We start from the raw sequence: 21,678 nt of genomic DNA on the forward strand, positions 1-21,678 counted from the left end.
CGCCGATGCCGGAAATGTCCGACACGGCCGGCGTCCGACCATCGCGGTCACCAACCGCCTAGCGCTTGCGCATGGCCTCCGCCAAGGCCGCGCCGAAGGCTCCGCCGCCATCCTGGCGCGGCGGCGCCGGCGGGCGTCTTGGGCCGCCCGCATGCGCCTTGGGGTCGGACTGCCGGACCGGTGCCTCGCCGCCATCCTTGCGCATGGTCAGGGAAATGCGCTTGCGCGGCACGTCCACCTCGATGACGCGCACCCGGACCACGTCGCCCGCCTTGACGACATCCGACGGGTCTTTGACGAAACGGTCGGCGATCTGGGAGACGTGGACCAGGCCATCCTGGTGCACGCCGACATCGACGAAGGCACCGAAGGCGGCGACATTGGTCACCGTGCCTTCCAGCATCATGCCCGGCCGCAGGTCGCTGATTTCGTTGACGCCATCGGCGAAGGTCGCCGTCTTGAAGCCCGGGCGTGGATCCCGCCCCGGCTTTTCGAGCTCGGTGATGATGTCTTTCACCGTCGGCAGGCCGAAGGATTCATCCACGAATTTCCGTGGGTCCAGGCCCTTGAGCGCCACCTTGTCGCCGATCAGCGAGCGTATGTCGCGACCGCAGGCCGCGACGATCCGGCGGACCACCGGATAGGCCTCCGGATGGACCGCCGAGGCGTCCAGCGGTTCGGTGCCGTTCGGCACCCTGAGGAAGCCGGCGCAGAGCTGGAAGGTCTTCTCGCCGAGGCGCGGCACCTTCATGATCTGCTTGCGCGAGGCAAACGGACCATTGGCGTCGCGGTGGGCGACGATGGCTTCCGCGATATGGGCGCCAAGGCCCGAGACGCGGGCGAGCAGCGAGGCCGAGGCCGTGTTCAGGTCGACGCCTACCGCGTTCACCGCATCCTCGACCACGGCGTCGAGCGACTTGGCCAGGCGGTATTGATCGACATCGTGCTGGTACTGGCCAACACCGATCGACTTCGGGTCGATCTTCACGAGTTCAGCCAGCGGATCCTGAAGCCGCCGGGCGATCGACACCGCGCCGCGCAGCGACACGTCGACATCGGGCATCTCGGCGGAAGCGACCGCCGAGGCCGAATAGATCGAGGCGCCGGCCTCGCTGACGACGACCTTGATCGGCCGCGGCTCCGGCATGTTGCCGATGACGTCGGCGGCCAGCTTGTCGGTCTCCCGGCTCGCCGTGCCGTTGCCGATGGCGACGAGCTGGACGCCGTGCTTGGCGATCAGCGCGCGCAGCGTGTGGATCGCGCCGTGCACGTCGTTGCGCGGCTGGAATGGGTAGACCGTGACGGTCTCGAGCAGGCGGCCGGTCGCGTCGACCACCGCGACCTTGACGCCGGTGCGAATGCCGGGATCCAGGCCCATGGTCGCCCGGGCGCCGGCAGGCGCTGCCAGCAGGAGGTCCTTGAGATTGCGCGCGAAGACCCGGATGGCCTCCTCCTCGGCGCGCTCGCGCGCGTCGTTCATCAGTTCGCCGCTGAGCTGGGACGACAGCTTGACGCGCCAGGCCCAACGGGCGGCGGCCGCGAGGAAGTCGGCCGCCTTGCCACCCGGCACGACCCCATTGGTGGCCGCGACGATCGCCTCGGACGGCTTCACCGGCGCGGGATCGTCGGCATCGACCTCCAGGTCGACGGTGACGATCCCCTCGTTACGCGCCCTGAGCATGGCCAGGACGCGATGGCTCGGCGCCTTGGACCAGGCCTCCGCATGGTCGAAATAATCGGAAAACTTCGCGCCTTCCGCTTCCTTGCCGGCGACGACCTTGGCCCGCAGCACGCCGACCTTGCGCATGTGCTCGCGCAGCCGGCCGACGGTGACGGCATTCTCGGCGAAGCCCTCGGCGACGATGTCGCGGGCACCGTCCAGCGCCGCCTTCACGTCCGGAACCTTCTCGCCGACATAGGCCGCCGCGATCACGGCCGGGTCGACCTGCCGGTCGGCCAGGATGCGCTCGGCCAGCGGGCCGAGGCCGTTCTCGCGGGCAATTTCCGCCCGTGTGCGGCGCTTCGGCCGGAACGGCAAATAGAGGTCCTCGAGCTCCGCCTTGGTCGTCACCCTGAGGAATTTCGTCTCCAGGTCCGCCGTGAGCTTGCCCTGTTCGGAGACGGACTTGATGACCGCCTCGCGGCGCGCCTCGAGATCGCGCAGATAGGTCAGCCGCTCATCCAGCGTGCGCAGCTGGATGTCGTCGAGACCACCGGTCGCCTCCTTGCGGTAGCGCGCGATGAACGGAACCGTCGCGCCGTCGTCGAGCAGCGCGATCGTGGCCGTGACCTGTTCGGCCCGGCAAGCGATCTCGGCGGCAATGATGGCGGGAATGGCTTCGCGCGACATGCGATTCTCCTCAAGCGTCGTTCCCCGGTGATGCCATGCCGGGCGGGGCTGAGCCAACACCCGGATTGCGGCTTCCCGCTGGCGGGCTCGCCGACAGGCAACCGGGACCGGCCGGCCCGCGACGCCGCCGCCATGTCGCCGCCGGGACGGCCGACGGTGCCGGGCCTAGGCCGCGTTCAAGACGTCAGGCCGTTCGAGCGCTCGGGGCGGCCCGCCCGAAATCCCGAGCGCCCGGCCTTTGCCTCGGCGGCGCTGCTGTCGACTCGCGCAGGACCAGGCGTGCCGGAATGAGAACCGTCTCGGGCTTGCGATCCGTGTCCGAGATCTGTGCGAGCAGGCTGCGCGCCGCCTGCTGCCCCATGGCCGCGTGGCCGATATCGATGGTCGTGAGCGGCGGGTCCACCATGTCGACGAGCGGCATTTCATTGTACCCGACGACAGAGATATCGGCCGGGCAGCGCAGGCCTCTTCGCCTGAACTCCTGGAGCGCGCCGAGCGCCAGCAGGTCGTTGCTCGCGGCGATCGCGGTGATCTCGGGCCGGCCGTCGAGCAGGGTCGCCGCGGCAATCCGGCCGGCCGGCCGGCTATATTCGGAAGCGACGACGATGGCCGAGGCGTCGAGGCCGGAGGCAGCCATCGCGTCCTCAAATCCCTTCCGCCGCAAGACGCCGGTCGAGAAACCGCTCGGGCCGGCCAGATGCCCGATCTTGCCATGGCCGATGGCAACGAGGTGTTCGATCGTCAGGCACATGCCGCGAATGTCGTCCGTGACGATCGAGGAGGCGCGCAGCCCGTCCTCGCGGCGGTTGACCAGAACCGTGGGAATCCTCGCCTTCAGACAGACCGTCAGCACGGGATCATCCCGCCTCACGGTCGCCAGCATCAGTCCGTCGACACGCCGCGCGATCAGCGCTTCCACGATCGCGACCTGGCCGGCCTCGTCCGCGCCGCCGTCGGCGACCAGCATGGAATAACCCTCGCTCGCGAGTTGCGCGGCGATGCCATCGAGGATCGGCGCGAAGACCGGATTGGCGAGGCCCGGCACCACGACGCCGACCAGACGCGAGCGCCCGGTGCGCAGCGAGGCGGCGATCGCGTCGCGGCGATATTCCTGGCGGTGCGCCTCCGCCCGCACCCGCTCGACCACCTCGGCCGAGATCATGTGGCTTTGCTCGGGATTGAGCGCACGCGCCGCCGTCGAACGGTGCACGCCCGCGGCCTTGGCGACCGACAGCAAGGTCGCTCCGCGATGTGCGGTCGGCGGCTGTGAGGAAGCAGGTTTCATCGCACTCGATACGCCAGAATCAGGTCGCCTTCCAAAGAGCACGTTGCCGCCCTCTTGACAACATGCGATCGATCGCACATCTCTATGCGATCGATCGCATAAGAAATACAAACGATTGCAAAGACGATTTTGCCAAGGAGGCCAGAATGAGCGCGATGCCAGCACCGGCGGCCGGGGAGATAAATTCCCGCTCCCACATCATCGAGGATCAGAGCGCGGTGACCGACATCGTGCTGGACGCGATGTCGCGAGCACCGAACGCCCGCTTGCGCCAGGTGATGGCGGCCCTGGTGCGCCACGCGCACGCCTTCGCCCGCGAAGTGCAGCTGACCGAGGATGAGTTCGACCTCGGCATCGCCTTTCTGAACCGGATCGGACAAGCGACCAACGACACGCACAACGAGGGCATCCTGTTTTCGGACGCCGTCGGCTTCTCGACGCTCGTCTGTCTGCTGAACAACGGGCAGAACGGCGCGACCGAAACCGCCGCGGCGCTGCTTGGCCCGTTCTGGCGCATGCATTCGCCCACGACCGAGAATGGCGGATCGATCATTCGCTCACCGACGCCGGGCCCTGCCTTGTTCGCCAGCTGCCGCATCACCGATCCGGAGGGCCGGCCGCTGGCCGGCGTCGAGGTCGATGTCTGGCAGGCCTCGCCGGTCGGCCTCTACGAGAACCAGGACCCGTCGCAGGCCGAGATGAACCTGCGCGGCAAGTTCAGGACCGATGACGACGGGCGCATCTGGTTCCGCTCGGTCAAGCCGGCCGGCTATCCGGTCCCCACCGACGGGCCGGTCGGCGACCTGCTGCGGGCCCAGCAAAGGCATCCCTATCGGCCGGCGCACCTGCATTTCCTCTGCTACCGGCCCGGTTTCAAGACGCTGATCACCCAGGTCTTCGTCGACGATGACGGGCACCTGGAGAGTGATGTCGTGTTCGGCGTGACCCGGCACCTGATCGGCGATTTCCGGGCAGGCACGGGCACACCGCCGGCTTCCGACGTCGACGGCCCCTGGTTCCGGTTCGACTACGGCTTCGTGATGGAACCGGGCGAGGCAAAGCTGCCGATCCCGCCGATCCGCTAACCGGCCCGCCGCTCCACCATCCCCTATCCTTCATCCCTGGCCAACGAGTTCACCGATGTCGAACCTTGCAGCACCGGCGGCGCCTGCGCGTCCCGCCTATCCCCGTTCGCTCGCCGGAAAGGTCGCGCTTGTCGCCGGCGGTGCCGGCGCCATCGGAGCCGCGACCAGCCGCATGCTCGCCGCGGCCGGCGCAACGGTGGTGGTCACCCATCTCGACAGCGAGCGCGACACCGCCGCGGCCCGGGCCCTCGTCGCGGAACTCGGCGTCGGCCACGCCGCCTATGGCGCCGATGTCGCCGACACGGCCTCGCTGAACGCGCTGCGCTCCGCGCTGCAGGAGCGCTACGGCCGCCTCGACATTCTGGTCAATGCCGCGGGCTTCACCAAACCGGTGCCGCATGCCGATCTCGACGCGCTGACCGACGACCTCATCGACCGGATGCTGCAGGTCAACTGGCGCGGCCAATTCGCAACCATCCGCACCTTCACGCCGATGCTGAAGGCATCCGGCGACGGGCTCGTCGTGTCGATCTCCTCGATCGCGGCCTTCACCGGGGTCGGCTCGTCGATCGTCTATTGCGCCGCCAAAGCCGGCATCGACGTCATGACCAAGGCCTTGGCGCGGGTTCTCGCCCCCGAAGTGCGGGTGCTGGCGGTGTCGCCGGGCGTGGTCGATACCGAATTCGTTCCCGGCCGCGGCGCCGATTTCAACGACCGCGTGAAGGCCTCAACCCCGCTCAGGCGCATCGGCGAGGCCGAGGACATCGCCGCGGCGATCACCGCCTGCGCCACCATGCTCGGCTATTCGACCGGACACATCATCCAGGTCGATGGCGGCCGGGCGCTCTAAAGGAAAAAGCGATGCGTTCGCCACTCCCCAAGGTCTTCATCACCTGTGCCGTGACCGGCAATCTCACCACCCCGGACCAGACGCCGCATCTGCCGATCACACCGGAACAGATCGCCCGATCCGCGCTCGACGCCGGCGAAGCGGGTGCGGCGATCGTGCACATCCATGTGCGCGATCCCCAGACGGGCAAGCCGTCGATGGAGCTCGCGCTCTATCAGGACGTCGTCGAGCGCATCCGTTCGAAAAACCCGCAACTGATCATCAACCTGACGACCGGTCCCGGCGGCCGCTTCGTGCCATCGGAGCAGGATCCGAGCGTCGCGGGCCCGGGCACCACGCTGATGGCGCCCGAGCGACGCGCGGAGCACATCGCCGTCCTCAAGCCCGATATCTGCACGCTCGATCTCAACACCATGAATTCCGGCGGCCAGGTCGTGATCAACACGCCCGGCAATGTGCGCCGCATGGCCCGGGTGATCGCCGCCGCCGGCGTCAAGCCGGAGATCGAACTCTTCGATACCGGCGACATCGCCCTGCTGCATGACCTGCTCGCCGACAGCACGTTGCAGGGGCCTGCGCTGACCTCCTTCGTCATGGGTGTGCGCTACGGCCTTCAGCCTTCGCCGGAAACCGTGCTCTATGCCCGCAACCTGTTGCCGGCGGATGCCTCGTTCACCGCGATCGGCATCGGCAGGTCGGCTTTCCAGAGCGTCGCCCTGTCCTATCTCGCCGGCGGCCATATCCGTGTCGGCCTCGAAGACGCGGTCTACCTCGACCACGGCGTGCTCGCGCCGTCGAACGCCGCAATGGTCGAGAAAGCCCGGCGCATCGTCGAGGACCTCGGCGGCCAGATCGCCAACGCACAGGAAGCGCGTGGCCTCGTCGGGCTGCCCGGCCGGGCGGCCGGCGCCCCGCGTGTCGCCTGAACCAATCCGAAGGGAACAGCCATGCCTCTTGCCCGCGAACGTCCCCGTCCTCTCCAGATCGCCGCCCGCGGCTTGCGTCTCCACCAGAAGGCCGCGCGCTACGAAGCGATCGCGCTGCCGGTCGAGGAGCATCCGCTGCGCGCGGTTGCTCCACATGAGGTCGTCGTCGAGATTCACGCCGCCGCGGTCAATCCGTCCGACGCCAAGGCCGCCACGGGCCTGATGCCCTATGCGGTGTTTCCGCGCACGCCGGGGCGTGATTTCGCCGGCAAGGTCGTGCTCGGCCCCGAAGCCTTGGTCGGCAAGCCGGTGTTCGGCTCGTCGGGTGATCTCGGCATCCGGCAGGACGGCTCGCATGCGAGCCACCTGATTGTCGAGGCCGATGCCGTGGTCGAAATACCCGACGGCATCGGCATGCGCGAGGCCGCCGGCATCGGCGTGCCCTTCGTCACCGCCTGGGAAGGATTGCGCCGCGCCGGCCTGCCCTCAGCCGGCGAGACCGTGCTCATCCTCGGCCTCAACGGCAAGGTCGGCCAGGCCGCGGCACAGATCGCCAGCTGGCGCGGCGCGACCGTCATCGGCGTCGTGCGCCGCGACGAACCCTATATCGGCCACGCCAGCGCCCCGGTGGAGGTCATCGCCGCGAATGCCGTCGACGTCGCCGCCCGCGTCCGCGAACTGACCGCCGGCAAAGGCGCGGATATCGTGTTCAACACGGTCGGCGATCCCTTCTACGAGATCGGCCAGAAGTCGCTGGCGGTCGGCGGCCGGGCGATCTTCATCTCCGTCGTCGACCGCTACGTCACCTTCGACATGCTGGCCTTCTACAAGGGCCGGCACACCTATGTCGGTGTCGATACCATCGCGCTCGGCTCCGTCGAGACCGGCACGATCCTGAGAGCTCTCGCCCCGGGCTTCGCCGAAGGCCGCCTGAGGCCGTTCCCGATCGTCGACGGCGCGACCTATCGGTTCGAGGACGCCCATGCCGCCTATCAGGCTGTGATGAGCTCCTCGCGCGACCGCGTCGTGCTCGTGCCCGAGCGGTGACGCCATGCCCATCGCCCGCTTGGCGACACGACTGATCCGCCCGCCCTGACCGCAGGCGCGAGCGCGCCGGCACGGCCGGATCAGGCAAAAGACAAGCGTCCCAGCAAGCCGCAGTGACTGCCGTCAACTCCGGGAGGATACCCCATGTCCAGCATCCAGACGTCCAGGGCCCGCACGCCCTGGTACAAGATCCTCTACGTCCAGGTCTTGATCGCCATCGTCTTCGCGGTCGCGCTCGGACATTTCTGGCCGGCCATCGGCGTCGAGATGAAACCGTTCGGCGACGCCTTCATCAAGCTCATCAAGATGATCATCACGCTGGTCATCTTCTGTACCGTGGTCTCCGGCATTGCCGGCATGGACGACCTGAAGAAGGTCGGCCGCGTCGGCGGCAAGGCGCTCCTCTATTTCGAGGTGGTGTCGACCGCGGCTCTCGCCATCGGCCTGGTCGTCGCCAATCTGGTCAGGCCCGGTGCCGGCTTCAACGCCAATCCGGCGGCGCTCGACGCCCGCGCGGTGCAAGCCTATGCCGGCAAGGCCAGCGAGCAATCGGTCACCGAATTCCTGATCAACATCATCCCGAACACGGTCGTCGACGCCTTCGCCAAGGGCGACATCCTGCCGGTGGTGATGATCTCCATCCTGTTCGGTTATGTCCTGTCGCACCTCGGCGATCGCGCCAAGCCGGTGCGCGACGTGATCGACGCCGGATCGCATCTCGTCTTCGGTGCGATCAACGTGCTGATGCGCCTCGCGCCCATCGGCGCCTTCGGCGCGATGGCCTTCACCATCGGCAAATACGGCGTCGCCTCGCTCGGCCCCCTCGCCTTCCTGATCGGCACCTTCTACGTCACCAGCCTGATTTTCGTGTTCGGCGTGCTGGGCGCGATCGCCTGGTGGGCCGGCTTCAGCATCGTCAAGTTCCTCATCTACATCAAGGAAGAGGTGCTGATCGTCCTCGGCACCTCGTCGTCCGACTCGGCCCTGCCGAGCCTGATGGCGAAACTGGAACGTGCCGGCGTTTCCAAACCGGTGGTCGGCCTGGTCGTGCCGACGGGTTATGTCTTCAACACCGACGGCACCTCCATCTACATGACGCTTGCCGCGCTGTTCGTCGCGCAGGCGACCAATACCGACCTGACCCTGACCCAGCAGCTCGCCATCTTCGCGGTCGCCATGCTGACCTCCAAGGGAGCATCGGGCGTCACCGGCGCGTCGTTCATCGCCTTGGTCGGCACGCTCTCGGTCGTGCCCACCATTCCGGTCGCCGGCATGGCGCTCATTCTCGGCGTCGACCGCTTCATGAGCGAGGCCCGTGCCCTGGTGAACATGATCGGCAACGGCGTCGCCACCATCGTCATGGCGCGCTGGGAGGGCGAACTCGACCAGGCCAGGCTCGATGCCGCGCTGGCCGGCACGCCATTGCCGTCCGAGGACGATCTCGACAGCGCAGCCGCGGGGGTCATCGAACCGATCGCGGCGGTCGCGCGGGATCGGCTGGGGGCCGTCGGCCGCGGCGTCTGATCAACCGGCCGGCCGCGATCGACGGGCGGCGGTTCTCCTCGGAACGGCAAAGGCGGGACGATCTCCCGACGCACGACAAGCTGCGGGAGCGAGGGCGGGCAACCGGCGAGCCCGCCCCGTCGCGCGGAGGCGGACGACAAGGCTGCCGCTCGAAACCTGGATAGGGTTCATCTTTTCGGCGGCATGGCGGACATCTCACGATGCCTCGCAGAGCCTTGGCTGGGTCGCTAGGATTCGAACCTAGATAGCGGGTACCAAAAACCCGAGTCCTACCATTAGACGACGACCCAGTGGGCGAAGCAGGCTTCGCGGCGCGGACCATAGCGATGCCGGATGGTTCGTTCAACGGCCTCTTGCGATTGCCTGTGGGTTGCGCAACGCCAAATCCGGCGAAACCAGCGCGGCTGGGCCAAATGTCGGCTTTCCGACATTGCCTTGCCCGTCCTTCGAAAGGGTGGACTGCGCAGCCGAACCTGCACTAGCTTCCCTGAGCGATAAGGCGCAAACGGCGCCGCGAATGGCAGTGGAGAAACGCTCATGCTGGGCCTGATGCAGGATTGGCCGCTTCTGATCCATAAGGTCATCGATCATGCGGGGCGCTACCACGCAGGGCGCAAGGTCATCTCGCGCTCGGTCGAGGGCCCGATCGTCGAGACCACCTATGGCGATATCCGCACCAATGCGCTGCGCGTCGCCAAGCGGCTGACCAAGGACGGGGTCAAGATCGGCGACCGCATCGGCACGGTCGCCTGGAACACCTGGCGGCACCTGGAAGCCTGGTACGGCATCACCGGCATCGGCGCGGTCTATCATACGCTCAACCCGCGGCTGTTCCCCGAACAGATCGCCTGGATCGCCAATCACGCCGGCGATCGGATGATCATGACCGACCTGACCTTCGTGCCGCTTCTGGAAAAGCTGCAGGAGCACCTGCCGCTGGTCGAGAAGTTCATCGTGCTGACCGATGCCGAGCACATGCCCGAGACGACGCTGCGCAACGCGGTCGCCTATGAGAGCTGGATCGCCGAGGTCGATGCCGATTTCGCCTGGGCCGAGTTCGACGAAAACACCGCCGCCGGCATGTGCTACACATCAGGCACGACGGGAAACCCCAAGGGGGTCGTCTATTCCCATCGGTCCAACGTGCTGCACTCGATGTGCGTCAACAATGCCGACATGTTTGGGCTGGCCTCGCGCGACGTGATGATGCCGGTCGTGCCGATGTTCCACGCCAATGGCTGGTCGCTGGCCTTCACCGCGCCGATGTCGGGCACCACCATGGTCATGCCCGGCCCGAAAATGGACGGCGCCAGCATCTACGAATTGCTCGACACCTATAAGGTGACCCATTCGGCGGCGGTGCCGACCGTCTGGCTGATGCTGCTGCAGCAGCTCGAGGCCAATGACCAGAAGCTGCCGCACCTGACCAAGGTGGTGATCGGCGGTTCGGCCTGTCCGCGCGCGGTGACCGAGAAATTCCGCGACGTCTATGGCGTCGAGGTGCTGCATGCCTGGGGCATGACCGAAATGAGCCCGCTCGGCACGGTCTGTTCGCTCAAGCCCGAATATGCCGGGCTGACCGGCGACGCCTGGCTCGACGTCAAGGAGACCACCGGCCATCCCCCCTTCGGCGTCGAGATGAAGATCGTCGACGACAGCGGCAAGGAGCTCGCCCGCGACGGCCATGTCTTCGGCCGCCTGGTGGTGCGCGGGCCGGCGGTGGCGCGCGAATATTTCCGCGGCGAGGGCGGCAATATTCTCGACGCGGACGGCTTCTTCGATACCGGCGACGTCTCGTCGATCGATCCCTATGGCTATATGCGCATCGTCGACCGCTCGAAGGACGTGATCAAGTCGGGCGGCGAATGGATCTCCTCGATCGACCTGGAGAACCTCGCGGTCGGCCATCCCGACGTCGCCGAGGCCGCGGTGATCGGCATCGTCCATTCGAAATGGGACGAGCGGCCGCTGCTGGTGATCGTGCCGAAGCCCGGCCGCTCGCCGACACGCGACAGCCTGCTCGCCTATATGTCGGGCAAGATCGCCAAGTGGTGGCTGCCCGACGACGTGGTGCTGGTCGACGAGATCCCGCACACCGCAACCGGCAAGATCCAGAAGACCACGCTGCGCGAGCGGTTCAAGGACTACAGGCTGCCGACGGATTGACGCGATCACCAGCCGGATGAGAGATCCTCGCGGTAGCGCGCGGCAACAGGCGCTGTAAGCTTCCATCCCAGCGTGTGACGGGAGGACGACATGACGGATGCCGTGCAGGGCCCCTGGGGCCCGCGATCGACCGCGGGCGCCATGGCCGCGGCCGAAACCGCGGCGCGCGGCCGGGTGCCGATCATGCCGCGCCCGGCCGGCCCGGCCGGCGGCGGGCTCGTCAAGGTCGGTTTCTCGGGTCTTGCCGGCGAATTGTTCGCCCTGCTGCTGAAGGGCTTCTTCCTGCAGCTGATCACGCTCGGCATCTACCGGTTCTGGCTGCTCACCGACATCAGGCGGTTCTACTGGTCGCATACCGCGGTCGGCACCGAAGCCTTCGTCTATACCGGGCGGGGCATGCAATTGCTCAAGGGCTTCCTGTTCGCGCTGGCCATCCTGGTGCCGCTGCAGGCCGGCGGCTTCTTCCTGGCGCTCGGCCTGCCCGCGGCGCGATGGGTCGTTTCGATCGGGCTGACCGTCATCCTGCTGTTTCTCAGCCAATATGCCGTCTATGCCAGCCGGCGCTATCGGCTGACCCGCACGGCCTGGCGCGGCCTGAGGCTGCGCATGACCGGCTCGGCCTGGAGTTACGCGATCAAGGCCTTCGGCCTGCTGCTGCTCGCCATCGTCACTCTCGGCATCGCTTATCCCTGGGCGGCGACCGTGCTCGAGCGGATCAAGATGCGCGAGACCTTCTACGGCGACGCCCAGGGTGACTTCACCGGCACGCCGGGCGAGCTTGCGCGCGGCCTCGCCGTGGTCTGGGCGATCGGCCTCGGACTGCCCTTGCTGATCATCGGTGTGACGATCGCATCGATCCCGTGGGAGATCTGGGCCGGCCTGCTGCGCAGCGCCATGTCGGAGCCCCGTGCCATCACCGGATCGGAAGGCCTGGCGGTCAGCGCGGTGTTCACCGCCGTCTCCTCCTCGGTGTTCATTCCGGTCCTGCTCTATCCCGCTTTCCAGGCCATCACCTTCCGCTGGCGGATGAATGGAACCCGCATCGGCGGCGCGGCGGTCGCCTCCGATTTCCGCATCGGCAGCTCCTACCGGGTCTATGTCATCGCCGCGCTGGCGATGAGCGCGCTCGGCATGGTCGCCGGTCTCGTCGTCGTCGCACTGGTCGGCGGCCTGTTCGTCGCCTTCATGGCCGGCATCGACAGCGCCTTCCGCGGCTTCCTCGCCGCGGCTCTGGTCGTCGTCAGCTATCTTCTGCTGTTCGCCGGGGTCTGGATCGCCAAGAAGCTGCTCATCGACCTGCCGCTCCACCGCGCGAGGATGGCTTCGCTGTCGGTCGCCAATCTCGCCTCGCTCGACGGCGTCCATGCCCGCAATGTCGAGGCTTCCGCCATGGGCGAGGGTCTGGGCGACGCGGTCGATTTCGGCATCGGTCTCTGAGCCATGCCGAGCGTTCCCGCGACCTATTACGACGGCCTGACGGCAAAACGGCATGCCGTCGAGGTGTCGCTGCACCCGGACGGGCTCGCCATCTTTTCGGCCGAGGGCCGGCTGTTGACGACCTGGCCCTATCAGTCGATCCGGCGGATCGAAGGCCATACCGGCGCAGGCCTCGCCGTCACCTTGCTGCCGCAGCCCGGCTCGACCGCCGAGCCGCTGGTGGACATCCCGGATCCGGGCTTTTCGGCCGATCTCGCGACCCGCGCGCCGCTGACCCTGACCAAAGGGGTGAGCGAGCGACGCGAACGCCGGGCCGTGGTGTTCTGGGCGATCGCCGCGGTCATCTCGCTCATGGGGCTGGCCTTTTACGGCCTGCCGGCGATCGCCGGCCGGCTCGCGCCGCTTGTGCCGGCAGCCGCCGAGATCCGCCTGGGCGCCGCCATGGATCCCGAGGTGCGCAGGACTTTCGGCGGCGAGCGCGGCATCAAGACCTGCACCGCGCCGGAAGGCGTGCAGGCCCTCGCCAGCCTGGTCGAGCGCTTCCAAGGCGCGGCCGATCTGCATCTGCCGCTCAAGGTGGTGGTGCTCAACCACGGCCTGGTCAACGCCTTCGCCCTGCCCGGCGGTTATGTCTATGTGTTCAACGGGCTGTTGCAGAATGCCCGCTCGCCCGACGAATTCGCCGGCGTGCTGGCGCACGAGATCGGCCATGTGAAGCTGCGCCACGGCTTGCGCTCGGTGATCCAGGCCGGCGGCCTCGGTTTCCTGCTCGGCACGGTGTTCGGTGATTTCGCCGGCGGCACCGCGATCATCCTGGCGTCGCGCTCGCTGATGCAAAGCGCCTTCTCGCGTGATTCCGAGCGGCAGGCCGACCACTTCGCCGTCGACCTGATGCTCAAGGCCGGCGGCGATCCGATGGGGCTTGCCCGCTTCTTCACCAATGCGGCGATCGCCGATCCCGGCAACCTGTCCTGGATCGCCAGCCATCCCGCCAATGCCGAGCGCGAACAGGCGATCCGCGATGCGCTGAAGGGAGCGGCGGCGAGCAGGCCGGCTCTGATGCCGGAACAATGGACAGCCTTGCGGGCGATCTGCCAGAAGACTGACTAGTCACCCGGATCGGACCGCATGCGCCGTCGCGCCTTTGTCGAGCCCACCTCACGTCTGGCCGTCTGGAGCCTGCGCCTGGTCGTGCTGGGCCTGGCGGTGGCCGTGGTGGCGGTGCTGGCCGCGCGATCCGATTGGCTCGACGGCGGCCAGGCGGTGGTGGCGCTCGCCGGCGGCCTCGGCATCGTCGCGCTGGGTGTCGTCGCGGCCCTCATCGCCGGCACCGCGATCTGGTTCACCGGTTATCGCGGCGGGCGTTATGCAGCCCTTGCCGTGGTGCTCGGCGCCGTGCTGCTCGCCTATCCGGCCATGCTCGGCGTCATCGGCCTGCGCCAGCCGGCCATCAACGATATCACCACCGATGCGGAAAGCCCGCCGGCCTTCGACATCGTCGCCTCGGCGCGTCCGCCCGGCGCCAATCCGTCGGCCTATCCTCCGGCCTTTGCCGCGCTGCAGCGCCAGCTCTATCCGGAGATCCGGCCGCTGGAGGTCGATCTCGCGCCCGACGATATCAATGAATTGCTGTCCGACCTGGTCGACGGCCAGAAATGGCGCGTGCTCGACCAGGTGGATTACCGCGGCGCGGCGCGCGACGGACGGATCGAAATGGTCACCCGCTCGCTGATCATGGGATTTCGCGACGACATCGTCATTCGCGTCCGCACCGTCAACGGCCGGGCGCGGATCGACATGCGATCGGCCGCCCGCTACGGGCGACAGGATTTCGGGGTCAATGCGCGCCGCGTCATCGCCGCGCTGGATGAAATGCGCGCCGCCGCCCGGCGCGTCCAGAGATAGCAAGAAGGTGAGACTGCCATGACGCTCAAGGCCGCGACCGTGCCGCTGCATGAGGACGAAGTGATCGAGGGCATCCGGCGCTGGGTCGTCACCGAAAGCCCGTCCCATGACGCCGGCGGGGTCGAGGCCGTGCTCGACGAGGTCGAGAAGGATTTCGAGGGCCTGCCGGTCACCATCGACCGCCGTCCCGGCAAGGATGGTTATGCCGGCGTGCTGAAGGTCTCGACCGCCGAGCCGTCGAACGAGAAACCGATCCTGGTGCTGACCCATGTCGACACCGTGCATCCCAAGGGCACGCTGACGGGCCGCCTGCCGTTCCGGCGCGACGGCGACAAGCTCTATGGGCCGGGTCTCTACGACATGAAGGGCGGCGCCTATCTGGCGGTCGCCGGCTATCGCGCGCTGATCCGGGCCGGGGCGCCGACCGCCCGTCCCATCACCTTCCTGTTCACCCCGGACGAGGAGGTCGGCAGCCCGACCTCGCGCGGCATCATCGAGGACGAGGCGCGCAAAGCCGCCTTCGTGCTGGTCACCGAACCGGCCCGCGACGGCGGCCGCATCGTCACCGCGCGCAAGGGCGTCGCCCGCTTCGTGCTGACCACCCATGGCCGCCCCGCCCACGCGGGCACACGCCACCAGGACGGCCGCAGCGCGATCCGGGAAATGGCCCACCAGATCCTGGCCGTCGAGGGCATGACCGATTACGCCCGCGGCATCACCACCACGGTCGGGCTGATCAAGGGCGGCTCGGCGGCCAATGTCACGCCCGAGACCTGCACCGCCGAGATCGACCTGCGTGTCCCCGACCCGGAGATCGGCGCGGAAATGGTGGCGCGCATTCGCGGCCTCAAGCCGGTCACGCCCGACGTCACGGTTCATGTCGAGGGCGACCTGAACCGGCCGCCCTACCCGAAGACGCCGCTGACCAGCGACCTTCTGGTTCGCGCCCAGGGCGTCGCCCGCGCGATCGGCTTCGACCTGGAGGATTGCCCGATGACGGGCGGCGGTTCCGACGGCAATTTCACCGCGGCGCTCGGCATCCCCACGCTCGACGGTCTCGGCATTGACGGCGCCGGCGCCCATACGCTCGACGAATATGGGCTGATTTCCTCGATCATACCGCGCGCGCGGCTGCTCGCCGGACTGATGGAAACCCTCCGCTAACCCCGGCCATTCTAGTTTCCCCTCGGACCAGGATCGTCCGGGGGGCATAGCCATGGCGGAATTTTGCGGCAATTGCCGGTTGTTCCACGAATCGCGCGGCACCGGCTCCGGCCTGTGCCGGGCCCATCCGCCCCGCGCCCAGGCCGATGGCAGCGCGATCTGGCCGGGCGTCAACCGCAACGACTGGTGCGGCGAATATCGGCAGGTCCCGCCGCCGGAAAATCCGGGCCTGCGCAGGTTGTGAGCTGCAGTGCGACCATGTGCCGCCGCGAAGCGGCACGCGCCGAAGACGTAACGTGCCCGCGGGCTTCCGCCCGGCCGTTATCGGCTTGATTGCTGTCGTGAAATTCTGTTCTGCGAGCGGCCCGACCGGCTAACCCCTTGGGGTCGCTGGTCGGAGTGGCAGGATTTGAACCTGCGACCCCCACGTCCCGAACGTGGTGCGCTACCAGACTGCGCTACACTCCGCCTCGCGAACAGGCTGGGTGTATAGCGACGCCCGTTGAGGGACGCAACCCCGCTTGACGAGTTTCCACACCCTCGACGCCGGTGCCCCGGCTCCGCTAAATCTGACCGATGAGCTCGATCCGTTTCGACGCGATAGCCTTCGCCGGCGGCGGCAACCGCTGCTACTGGCAAGGTGGCTTCTGGGAAGCCTTCAGCGCGGTGCACCCGCAAGAGCCCGGCATGGTCGTCGGGGTCTCGGCCGGTGCATTCCAGGCCTGCTTTTCGCTCATCGGCGAAGGTGAGCGGGTGCGCCGCATCGTCTTCGACGCCTGCGCCGGCATCGACAAGGAAGTGGTGTGGAGCCAATTGGCGCGCGGGCGCTCGCCCTTCATCGTCGGCGGCCTTTACCGCGATCTCCTGACCCAGACCTTCGGCGCGCTGGAGCTCGCGGCGCTGAAGGCGGCGCCGGAAATCCTGATCCAGGTGACCCATCCGCCGCGCCTGATGCCGTCGATCGTCGCGGCCTATGCGGCGATCGGCGCCTATCAGATCGAGAAAGCGCTGACCGGCGCCGCCTATTCCAAGGCCGGCCGGCATGTCGGGCTGACCGCCACCTGGATCTCCACCCACGCGGTCGAGACCCCGGCCGAACTGGTCGATGCCTTGATGGGCACCGCCTCGGTGCCGCCCTTCATGCCGATCGGCGCGGTCAATGGCCGGCCGGCGCTCGACGGTGGCCTGGTCGACAACCCGCCGATCGAGCGGATCAGCGTGGTCGAGCGCCATGGCGGCCGCACCCTGGTGCTGACCACACGTGCCGGCAAGCCGCTGCCGGAAGTGCCCGGGCGGACCGTGGTCCGGCCGAGCGTGCCGATCATCACCAGTCGCTTCGCGGTGACCGATGCCGAAGCGATCCGATCGGCCTATGAGCTCGGCCTGCGCGACGGCGAAACCTTTGCCGCCACGCTCGCCTGAACCTCAGGCGGTCACGCCGCCTTGCGCCCGTCCAGCCAGCCGCCGAGCTCCATGATCGAGCCCAGCACGATGTCGGCATGATCGGCGAAACCCTCGGGCACCAGCGGTCCCGAGGTGACGCCGACGGCGACGATGCCGGCGGCACGCGCGGCATGCATGTCGTGCAGGCTGTCGCCGACCAGGGCAACCTCCTCAGGCTTCATCCCATAGGCATCGAGGAAGGCGGTGATCTGGCCCGGCGCCGGCTTGCGGCCATGGCCGGAATCCCAGCCGACGATATAGTCGAAGTGGTGATCGATCTTCAGCGCGGCGGTCTGGTGGCGTGCGCCGTTTTCCGAATCGTTGGTGACCACGCCCAGCACATAGCCGCGTGCCTTCATGTCGGTCATGACCGCCAGCGGATCGCCGATCGGCGCCAGCGCCGCGATGCCTTCCAGGACGAACAGGCGGTCCATCTCCTCGGTGACGGCGGATGAGAAGGGCACGCCGATCGCCTCGGCCCAGAGCGGCCCGTAGTCAGCGGAGGAACCGGCGACCAGCGGCGAGCTCGGCCGGAAACGCATGATCGTCTCGTCGTAATGGCTCACCGCCATCAGCCGCTCGAGCTTGCCTCGGTCGCCACGTGCCATCTGGCTCATGACCCGGAAGGCCGCCGGACCCCAGGTCTTGTCGAAATCGACAAAGGTCCCGTCCTTGTCGAACAGAATGGCGCGCAGGGTCATGACGTCTCTCGGGGCTTTCACGGACAAAGATCGCAGGCCCTAGCTGCGCCGTGTGACACGGCTGCGACTTGAGGTCCAGGCTGGCGCTCCGCACCATCCGGACTTGCCACCGGCGGCCGGCGGGCTTAATCCCCGCGTCAAGGACGGAGCCGCGGCCATGCGCTACATCTCGACCCGGGGCGAAGCCCCGATCCTGAACTTCCCCGATGCGCTGCTGGCGGGCCTTGCCCGTGACGGCGGGCTTTATGTGCCGGAGACCTGGCCGGTGCTGTCGCCCGAGGTGATCGCGGGGCTGTCAGGCCAGCCCTATGCCGAGGTCGCCAAGATCGTGCTGGCGCCCTTTGTCGACGGCGCGATCGAAACCAAAGCCTTCCATCAGATGGTCGACGAGGCCTATGCGACCTTCCGCCATCCGGCGGTGACGCCGCTGGTGCAGCTCGGCTCGTCCGAGTGGGTGCTGGAGCTGTTCCACGGCCCGACCCTGGCGTTCAAGGACTGCGCCATGCAGCTGCTCGGCCGGCTGATGGACCACGTGCTGAAGGCGCGCGGCCAGCGCGCCACCATTGTCGGCGCGACCTCGGGTGATACCGGTGGCGCCGCGGTCGAGGCCTTCAAGGGGCTGGACCAGGTCGATGTGGTCATCCTGTTCCCCGACGGCCGGGTCTCGGACGTGCAGCGGCGGATGATGACCACGGTCAATGCGCCGAACGTCCATGCGCTGGCGATCGAAGGCACGTTCGACGACTGCCAGGCGATCGTGAAGGGCATGTTCAACAACCTCCGCTTCCGCGACGAGGTGAAACTGTCGGGCGTCAATTCGATCAATTGGGCGCGCATCGTCGCCCAGGTGGTCTATTATTTCGTCGCCGGCGCGGCATTGGGCGCGCCGCACCGCGCCGCCCGCTATGTGGTGCCGACGGGCAATTTCGGCGACGTCTTCGCCGGCTATGTCGCCAAGCGCATGGGTCTGCCGATCAGCGAGCTGGTGGTCGCCACCAATGTCAACGACATCCTCGAACGGACCATCCGGACCGGGCGCTACGAGGTGACCGGCGTGGTCGCCACCTCGTCACCGTCGATGGACATCCAGGTCTCCTCGAATTTCGAGCGGCTGCTGTTCGATGCCTATGGCCGCGACGCCGCGACCGTGCGCCGGCTGATGGCGGGCCTTGCCCAGTCAAAGAGCTTCGGCCTCGCCCCCGACGCGCTCGCCGCCATCCGCACCGAATTCTCGGCCGCACGTGCCGACGAGACCGAAGTCTCGGCGACCATCAAGACGGTGCTGGCCGAGACCGGCTACCTGATGGACCCGCACACCGCGGTCGCGGTGGCCTCCGCCCGCAAGACGGCGCATGATCCCGCCATTCCGACCGTCGTGCTGTCCACGGCTCACCCGGCCAAGTTCCCCGACGCGGTCGAGGCGGCCTCGGGCGTCCGTCCGGCCCTGCCGGCCTGGGTCGGCAACCTGATGGAGCGGCCGGAGCAGATGACCCTGCTGGCCGCCGATCAGGCCGCGGTCGAGAGCTATGTGCGCGGCAAGACCCGCGCCACGGCTGCCAAGGCCTGAGCAGCCGCTGCCCAAATCTTGGTGTGAACAACCCATAGAATCTGCATACGCCCGCCCCCGATTTTCTGCTGCAATGCTGGCGCAGAGGCTGGGGGAATGGGCATGCGAGAGCCAACGTGCGGGGCAGCACGCGCTTTCATCGTCGGGATGGTCTTGCTGTCGGCATCGACCTGCGGCGCCAAGGCGCAGATCGTCCTGCCGGAAATCTCGGTCACGGCGGAACGTGGCCCCACCGGCGCGGCGCCCTCGTCGGAACTGAGCGCGCCGGGTTCGGCCTCCGAAGGCGTGGTGACCGGCGCCGAGATCAACAATCGCCCGGTGACCCGGCCCGGCGAAGTGCTGGAGGCGGTGCCCGGCCTGATCGTCACCCAGCATAGCGGCGAAGGCAAAGCCAACCAGTATTTCCTGCGCGGCTTCAATCTCGACCACGGCACCGACATCGCCATCCATCTCGACGGCATGCCGCTCAACATGCGCAGCCACGGCCACGGCCAGGGTTATGCCGATCTCAATTTCATGATCCCCGAACTGATCGGCGGCGTCTGGTATCGCAAGGGCCCCTATTTCGCCGAGGAAGGTGATTTCTCCTCGGCCGGCTCGGTGCGGCTCAACTATGTCGACCGGCTCGACAAGGCGCTGGTCCAGACGACGCTGGGCAGTTTCGGCCACTGGCGGTCGCTCGCCGCGGCCTCCCGGCCGGTCGGCGACGGCCACCTGCTCGGCGCCGCCGAGATGACCTTCTACAGCGGCCCCTGGCAGGTCCCCGACGCCCTGCGCAAATTCTCGGGCTTCCTGCGCTACAGCCAGGGCACCGATCGCGACGGCTTCGCGCTGACCGCCATGGCCTATGCCAACACCTGGACGTCGACCGACCAGGTGCCGCTGCGCGCCGTGCAATCGGGATTGATCAACCGCTACGGCTCGCTCGACCCGACCGATGGCGGCAATGCAAGCCGCTTCAGCCTGTCCGGCCGCTGGAGCCGGTTCGACGAGGCCAGCGCGTCGCGCATCGAGTTCTACGGCATTCGCGCCTCGCTGAACCTCTGGAACAACTTCACCTATTTTCTCGACAATCCGGTCAATGGCGACCAGTTCCGCCAGAACGACCAGCGCACGCTGTTCGGCTTCAACGCCAGCCATACCTTTTTCGGCCGGCTCGGCACCTTGCCGATGGAGACCAAGGTCGGCGCCCAGGGGCGTCATGACGATATCCGGCTCGGCCTGACCCGCACCGAGGCGCGCGCCCCCTTGTCGGTGGTGCGCGACGACCGGGTGCGCGAGACGAGCCTGGCCGCCTATATCGAGAACACCGTCCGCTGGACGCCCTGGCTGCGCACGACGCTGGGCTTGCGCACCGACTGGTATGCGGCCTCGGTCGCCAGCGACATCGCGTTGAATTCGGGAGCGACGCAGGCCTCCATCACCAGTCCGAAATTCGGCCTGGTGCTCGGCCCCTTCGCGCGTACCGAACTGTTCTTTAATGCCGGCCACGGCTTCCACTCCAACGACGCCCGCGGCACCACCATCCGGGTCGATCCGAACGACCGGATCACGCCGGTCGACCGGGTGCCGCTGCTGGTCAAGTCGAAGGGCGCGGAGGTCGGCCTGCGTACCCGCCCGATCGACGGGCTGGAAACCACGCTCACCGTCTTCGTCCTGGATTTCGCCTCCGAGAACCTGTTCGTCGGCGATGCCGGCACCACCGAGCCGAGCCGGCCGAGCCGGCGCGTCGGTGTCGAATGGACCAATCACTGGAAAGCCGCGCCCTGGCTGTCCCTGGATGTCGACGTCGCCTATACGCACACCCGTTTCACCGACATCGATCCGGCCGGCCGCTATGTGCCCGGCGCCCCGGCCCTGGTCGCCTCGGCGGGTTTCACCATCGGCCACCAGACCGGCTGGTTCGGCGGCGCGACCTTGCGCTATTTCGGGCCACGCCCCTTGATCGAGGACAACAGCGCCCGGTCACCCGCGACGGCGCTGGTGAATGCCCGCATCGGCTATCGCTTCGACAATGGCGTCCGGGTGCAGCTCGACGCCTTGAACCTGCTCAACACGCCGGCGAGCCAGATCGATTATTTTTATACGTCGCGACTGCCCGGCGAGCCGGCGACCGGCGTCGCCGACCGGCATTTCCATCCCGTAGAGCCGCGCGCGATGCGGCTCACGGTGGCGGGGCAGTTTTGAGGGGCGAATGGGGTATGGCGAATGGGAAGACCGGCCGGCTC

At 67.7% G+C, this 21,678-nt stretch carries 17 protein-coding genes and 2 tRNA genes; 14 read left to right on the plus strand and 5 right to left on the minus strand.

Annotated features, from left to right (window positions below; all coding sequences use genetic code 11):
- Positions 1–58 precede the first annotated feature (58 nt).
- Positions 59–2,350: a Tex family protein gene (locus AC07WJ_RS23365; RefSeq protein ID WP_494937068.1), complete on the minus strand. Its 2,292-nt coding sequence runs from the start codon at positions 2,348–2,350 to the stop codon at positions 59–61.
- A gap of 184 nt (positions 2,351–2,534) precedes the next feature.
- Positions 2,535–3,800 (minus strand): LacI family DNA-binding transcriptional regulator, encoded by a 1,266-nt coding sequence (locus AC07WJ_RS23370; protein WP_494937069.1) that lies wholly within the window; start codon positions 3,798–3,800, stop codon positions 2,535–2,537.
- On the opposite strand from AC07WJ_RS23370, the gene AC07WJ_RS23375 reads away from it, so the two are divergent.
- The 5 genes from AC07WJ_RS23375 (at position 3,782) to AC07WJ_RS23395 (ending at position 9,067) form a co-directional block, all read left to right on the plus strand.
- Positions 3,782–4,720, plus strand: coding sequence for a dioxygenase family protein (locus AC07WJ_RS23375; protein ID WP_494937070.1), 939 nt, complete (start codon positions 3,782–3,784; stop codon positions 4,718–4,720). The genes AC07WJ_RS23370 and AC07WJ_RS23375 overlap by 19 nt on opposite strands.
- Before the next feature lie 55 nt (positions 4,721–4,775).
- Positions 4,776–5,570 (plus strand): SDR family NAD(P)-dependent oxidoreductase, encoded by a 795-nt coding sequence (locus AC07WJ_RS23380; RefSeq protein ID WP_494937071.1) that lies wholly within the window; start codon positions 4,776–4,778, stop codon positions 5,568–5,570.
- Between the two features lie 11 nt (positions 5,571–5,581).
- Complete coding sequence (locus AC07WJ_RS23385) at positions 5,582–6,496, plus strand: beta-keto acid cleavage family enzyme (RefSeq protein ID WP_494937072.1); 915 nt, start codon at positions 5,582–5,584, stop codon at positions 6,494–6,496.
- Positions 6,497–6,517: 21 nt separating this feature from the next.
- On the plus strand, positions 6,518–7,543 hold the full coding sequence (locus AC07WJ_RS23390; RefSeq protein WP_494937073.1) for a quinone oxidoreductase family protein: 1,026 nt from the start codon (positions 6,518–6,520) through the stop codon (positions 7,541–7,543).
- Positions 7,544–7,687: 144 nt separating this feature from the next.
- Positions 7,688–9,067 (plus strand): dicarboxylate/amino acid:cation symporter, encoded by a 1,380-nt coding sequence (locus AC07WJ_RS23395; RefSeq protein WP_494937074.1) that lies wholly within the window; start codon positions 7,688–7,690, stop codon positions 9,065–9,067.
- Between the two features lie 216 nt (positions 9,068–9,283).
- On the opposite strand, the gene AC07WJ_RS23400 is transcribed toward AC07WJ_RS23395, so the two are convergent.
- Positions 9,284–9,357: transfer RNA gene (locus AC07WJ_RS23400), tRNA-Gln, on the minus strand.
- 247 nt (positions 9,358–9,604) lie between these two features.
- Between AC07WJ_RS23400 and AC07WJ_RS23405 the strand changes: the two genes are divergently transcribed.
- From AC07WJ_RS23405 to AC07WJ_RS23430, 6 genes are all read left to right on the plus strand, one after another.
- The gene (locus AC07WJ_RS23405; protein ID WP_494937075.1) at positions 9,605–11,233 is read left to right on the plus strand and encodes a long-chain-fatty-acid--CoA ligase; all 1,629 of its coding nucleotides are present in this window, start codon (positions 9,605–9,607) and stop codon (positions 11,231–11,233) included.
- Between the two features lie 90 nt (positions 11,234–11,323).
- Positions 11,324–12,670 carry a DUF898 family protein gene (locus AC07WJ_RS23410; RefSeq protein WP_494937076.1) on the plus strand — a complete coding sequence of 449 codons (1,347 nt, stop codon included), beginning with the start codon at positions 11,324–11,326 and terminating at the stop codon, positions 12,668–12,670.
- Between the two features lie 3 nt (positions 12,671–12,673).
- Positions 12,674–13,780, plus strand: a complete 1,107-nt coding sequence (locus AC07WJ_RS23415) for a M48 family metallopeptidase (RefSeq protein ID WP_494937077.1) — start codon at positions 12,674–12,676, stop codon at positions 13,778–13,780.
- An 18-nt stretch (positions 13,781–13,798) separates the two neighbouring features.
- Positions 13,799–14,575 carry a DUF1499 domain-containing protein gene (locus tag AC07WJ_RS23420; RefSeq protein ID WP_494937078.1) on the plus strand — a complete coding sequence of 259 codons (777 nt, stop codon included), beginning with the start codon at positions 13,799–13,801 and terminating at the stop codon, positions 14,573–14,575.
- Positions 14,576–14,593: 18 nt separating this feature from the next.
- Positions 14,594–15,739: a M20 family metallopeptidase gene (locus tag AC07WJ_RS23425; protein WP_494937079.1), complete on the plus strand. Its 1,146-nt coding sequence runs from the start codon at positions 14,594–14,596 to the stop codon at positions 15,737–15,739.
- A gap of 52 nt (positions 15,740–15,791) precedes the next feature.
- Positions 15,792–15,983, plus strand: a complete 192-nt coding sequence (locus tag AC07WJ_RS23430) for a hypothetical protein (RefSeq protein ID WP_494937080.1) — start codon at positions 15,792–15,794, stop codon at positions 15,981–15,983.
- Positions 15,984–16,130: 147 nt separating this feature from the next.
- Here the strand turns inward: AC07WJ_RS23430 and AC07WJ_RS23435 are convergent.
- A tRNA-Pro gene (locus tag AC07WJ_RS23435) sits at positions 16,131–16,207 on the minus strand.
- Positions 16,208–16,315: 108 nt separating this feature from the next.
- Here AC07WJ_RS23435 and AC07WJ_RS23440 point away from each other — a divergent pair.
- Complete coding sequence (locus AC07WJ_RS23440) at positions 16,316–17,161, plus strand: patatin-like phospholipase family protein (protein ID WP_494937081.1); 846 nt, start codon at positions 16,316–16,318, stop codon at positions 17,159–17,161.
- Between the two features lie 11 nt (positions 17,162–17,172).
- Here the strand turns inward: AC07WJ_RS23440 and AC07WJ_RS23445 are convergent, their stop codons facing one another.
- Positions 17,173–17,883 carry an HAD family hydrolase gene (locus AC07WJ_RS23445; protein ID WP_494937082.1) on the minus strand — a complete coding sequence of 237 codons (711 nt, stop codon included), beginning with the start codon at positions 17,881–17,883 and terminating at the stop codon, positions 17,173–17,175.
- A gap of 157 nt (positions 17,884–18,040) precedes the next feature.
- On the opposite strand from AC07WJ_RS23445, the gene thrC reads away from it, so the two are divergent.
- Positions 18,041–19,450: a threonine synthase gene (gene thrC, locus AC07WJ_RS23450; protein WP_494937083.1), complete on the plus strand. Its 1,410-nt coding sequence runs from the start codon at positions 18,041–18,043 to the stop codon at positions 19,448–19,450.
- 147 nt (positions 19,451–19,597) lie between these two features.
- On the plus strand, positions 19,598–21,637 hold the full coding sequence (locus AC07WJ_RS23455; protein ID WP_494937220.1) for a TonB-dependent receptor: 2,040 nt from the start codon (positions 19,598–19,600) through the stop codon (positions 21,635–21,637).
- The last annotated feature ends 41 nt before the right edge of the window (positions 21,638–21,678 follow it).

The sequence above is a fragment of the Phreatobacter sp. GW821-FHT04C01 genome (genome assembly GCF_059420385.1).

What these genes read in the sequence shown, in the direction of transcription:
- AC07WJ_RS23365 (WP_494937068.1), bottom strand. Translation starts at nt 2,350, where the DNA reads ATGTCGCGCGAAGCCATTCCCGCCATCATTGCCGCCGAGATCGCTTGC.
- AC07WJ_RS23375 (WP_494937070.1), top strand. Translation starts at nt 3,782, where the DNA reads ATGAGCGCGATGCCAGCACCGGCGGCCGGGGAGATAAATTCCCGCTCC.
- AC07WJ_RS23380 (WP_494937071.1), top strand. Translation starts at nt 4,776, where the DNA reads ATGTCGAACCTTGCAGCACCGGCGGCGCCTGCGCGTCCCGCCTATCCC.
- AC07WJ_RS23385 (WP_494937072.1), top strand. Translation starts at nt 5,582, where the DNA reads ATGCGTTCGCCACTCCCCAAGGTCTTCATCACCTGTGCCGTGACCGGC.
- AC07WJ_RS23390 (WP_494937073.1), top strand. Translation starts at nt 6,518, where the DNA reads ATGCCTCTTGCCCGCGAACGTCCCCGTCCTCTCCAGATCGCCGCCCGC.
- AC07WJ_RS23395 (WP_494937074.1), top strand. Translation starts at nt 7,688, where the DNA reads ATGTCCAGCATCCAGACGTCCAGGGCCCGCACGCCCTGGTACAAGATC.
- AC07WJ_RS23405 (WP_494937075.1), top strand. Translation starts at nt 9,605, where the DNA reads ATGCTGGGCCTGATGCAGGATTGGCCGCTTCTGATCCATAAGGTCATC.
- AC07WJ_RS23410 (WP_494937076.1), top strand. Translation starts at nt 11,324, where the DNA reads ATGACGGATGCCGTGCAGGGCCCCTGGGGCCCGCGATCGACCGCGGGC.
- AC07WJ_RS23415 (WP_494937077.1), top strand. Translation starts at nt 12,674, where the DNA reads ATGCCGAGCGTTCCCGCGACCTATTACGACGGCCTGACGGCAAAACGG.
- AC07WJ_RS23420 (WP_494937078.1), top strand. Translation starts at nt 13,799, where the DNA reads ATGCGCCGTCGCGCCTTTGTCGAGCCCACCTCACGTCTGGCCGTCTGG.
- AC07WJ_RS23425 (WP_494937079.1), top strand. Translation starts at nt 14,594, where the DNA reads ATGACGCTCAAGGCCGCGACCGTGCCGCTGCATGAGGACGAAGTGATC.
- AC07WJ_RS23430 (WP_494937080.1), top strand. Translation starts at nt 15,792, where the DNA reads ATGGCGGAATTTTGCGGCAATTGCCGGTTGTTCCACGAATCGCGCGGC.
- AC07WJ_RS23440 (WP_494937081.1), top strand. Translation starts at nt 16,316, where the DNA reads ATGAGCTCGATCCGTTTCGACGCGATAGCCTTCGCCGGCGGCGGCAAC.
- AC07WJ_RS23445 (WP_494937082.1), bottom strand. Translation starts at nt 17,883, where the DNA reads ATGACCCTGCGCGCCATTCTGTTCGACAAGGACGGGACCTTTGTCGAT.
- thrC (WP_494937083.1), top strand. Translation starts at nt 18,041, where the DNA reads ATGCGCTACATCTCGACCCGGGGCGAAGCCCCGATCCTGAACTTCCCC.
- AC07WJ_RS23455 (WP_494937220.1), top strand. Translation starts at nt 19,598, where the DNA reads ATGGTCTTGCTGTCGGCATCGACCTGCGGCGCCAAGGCGCAGATCGTC.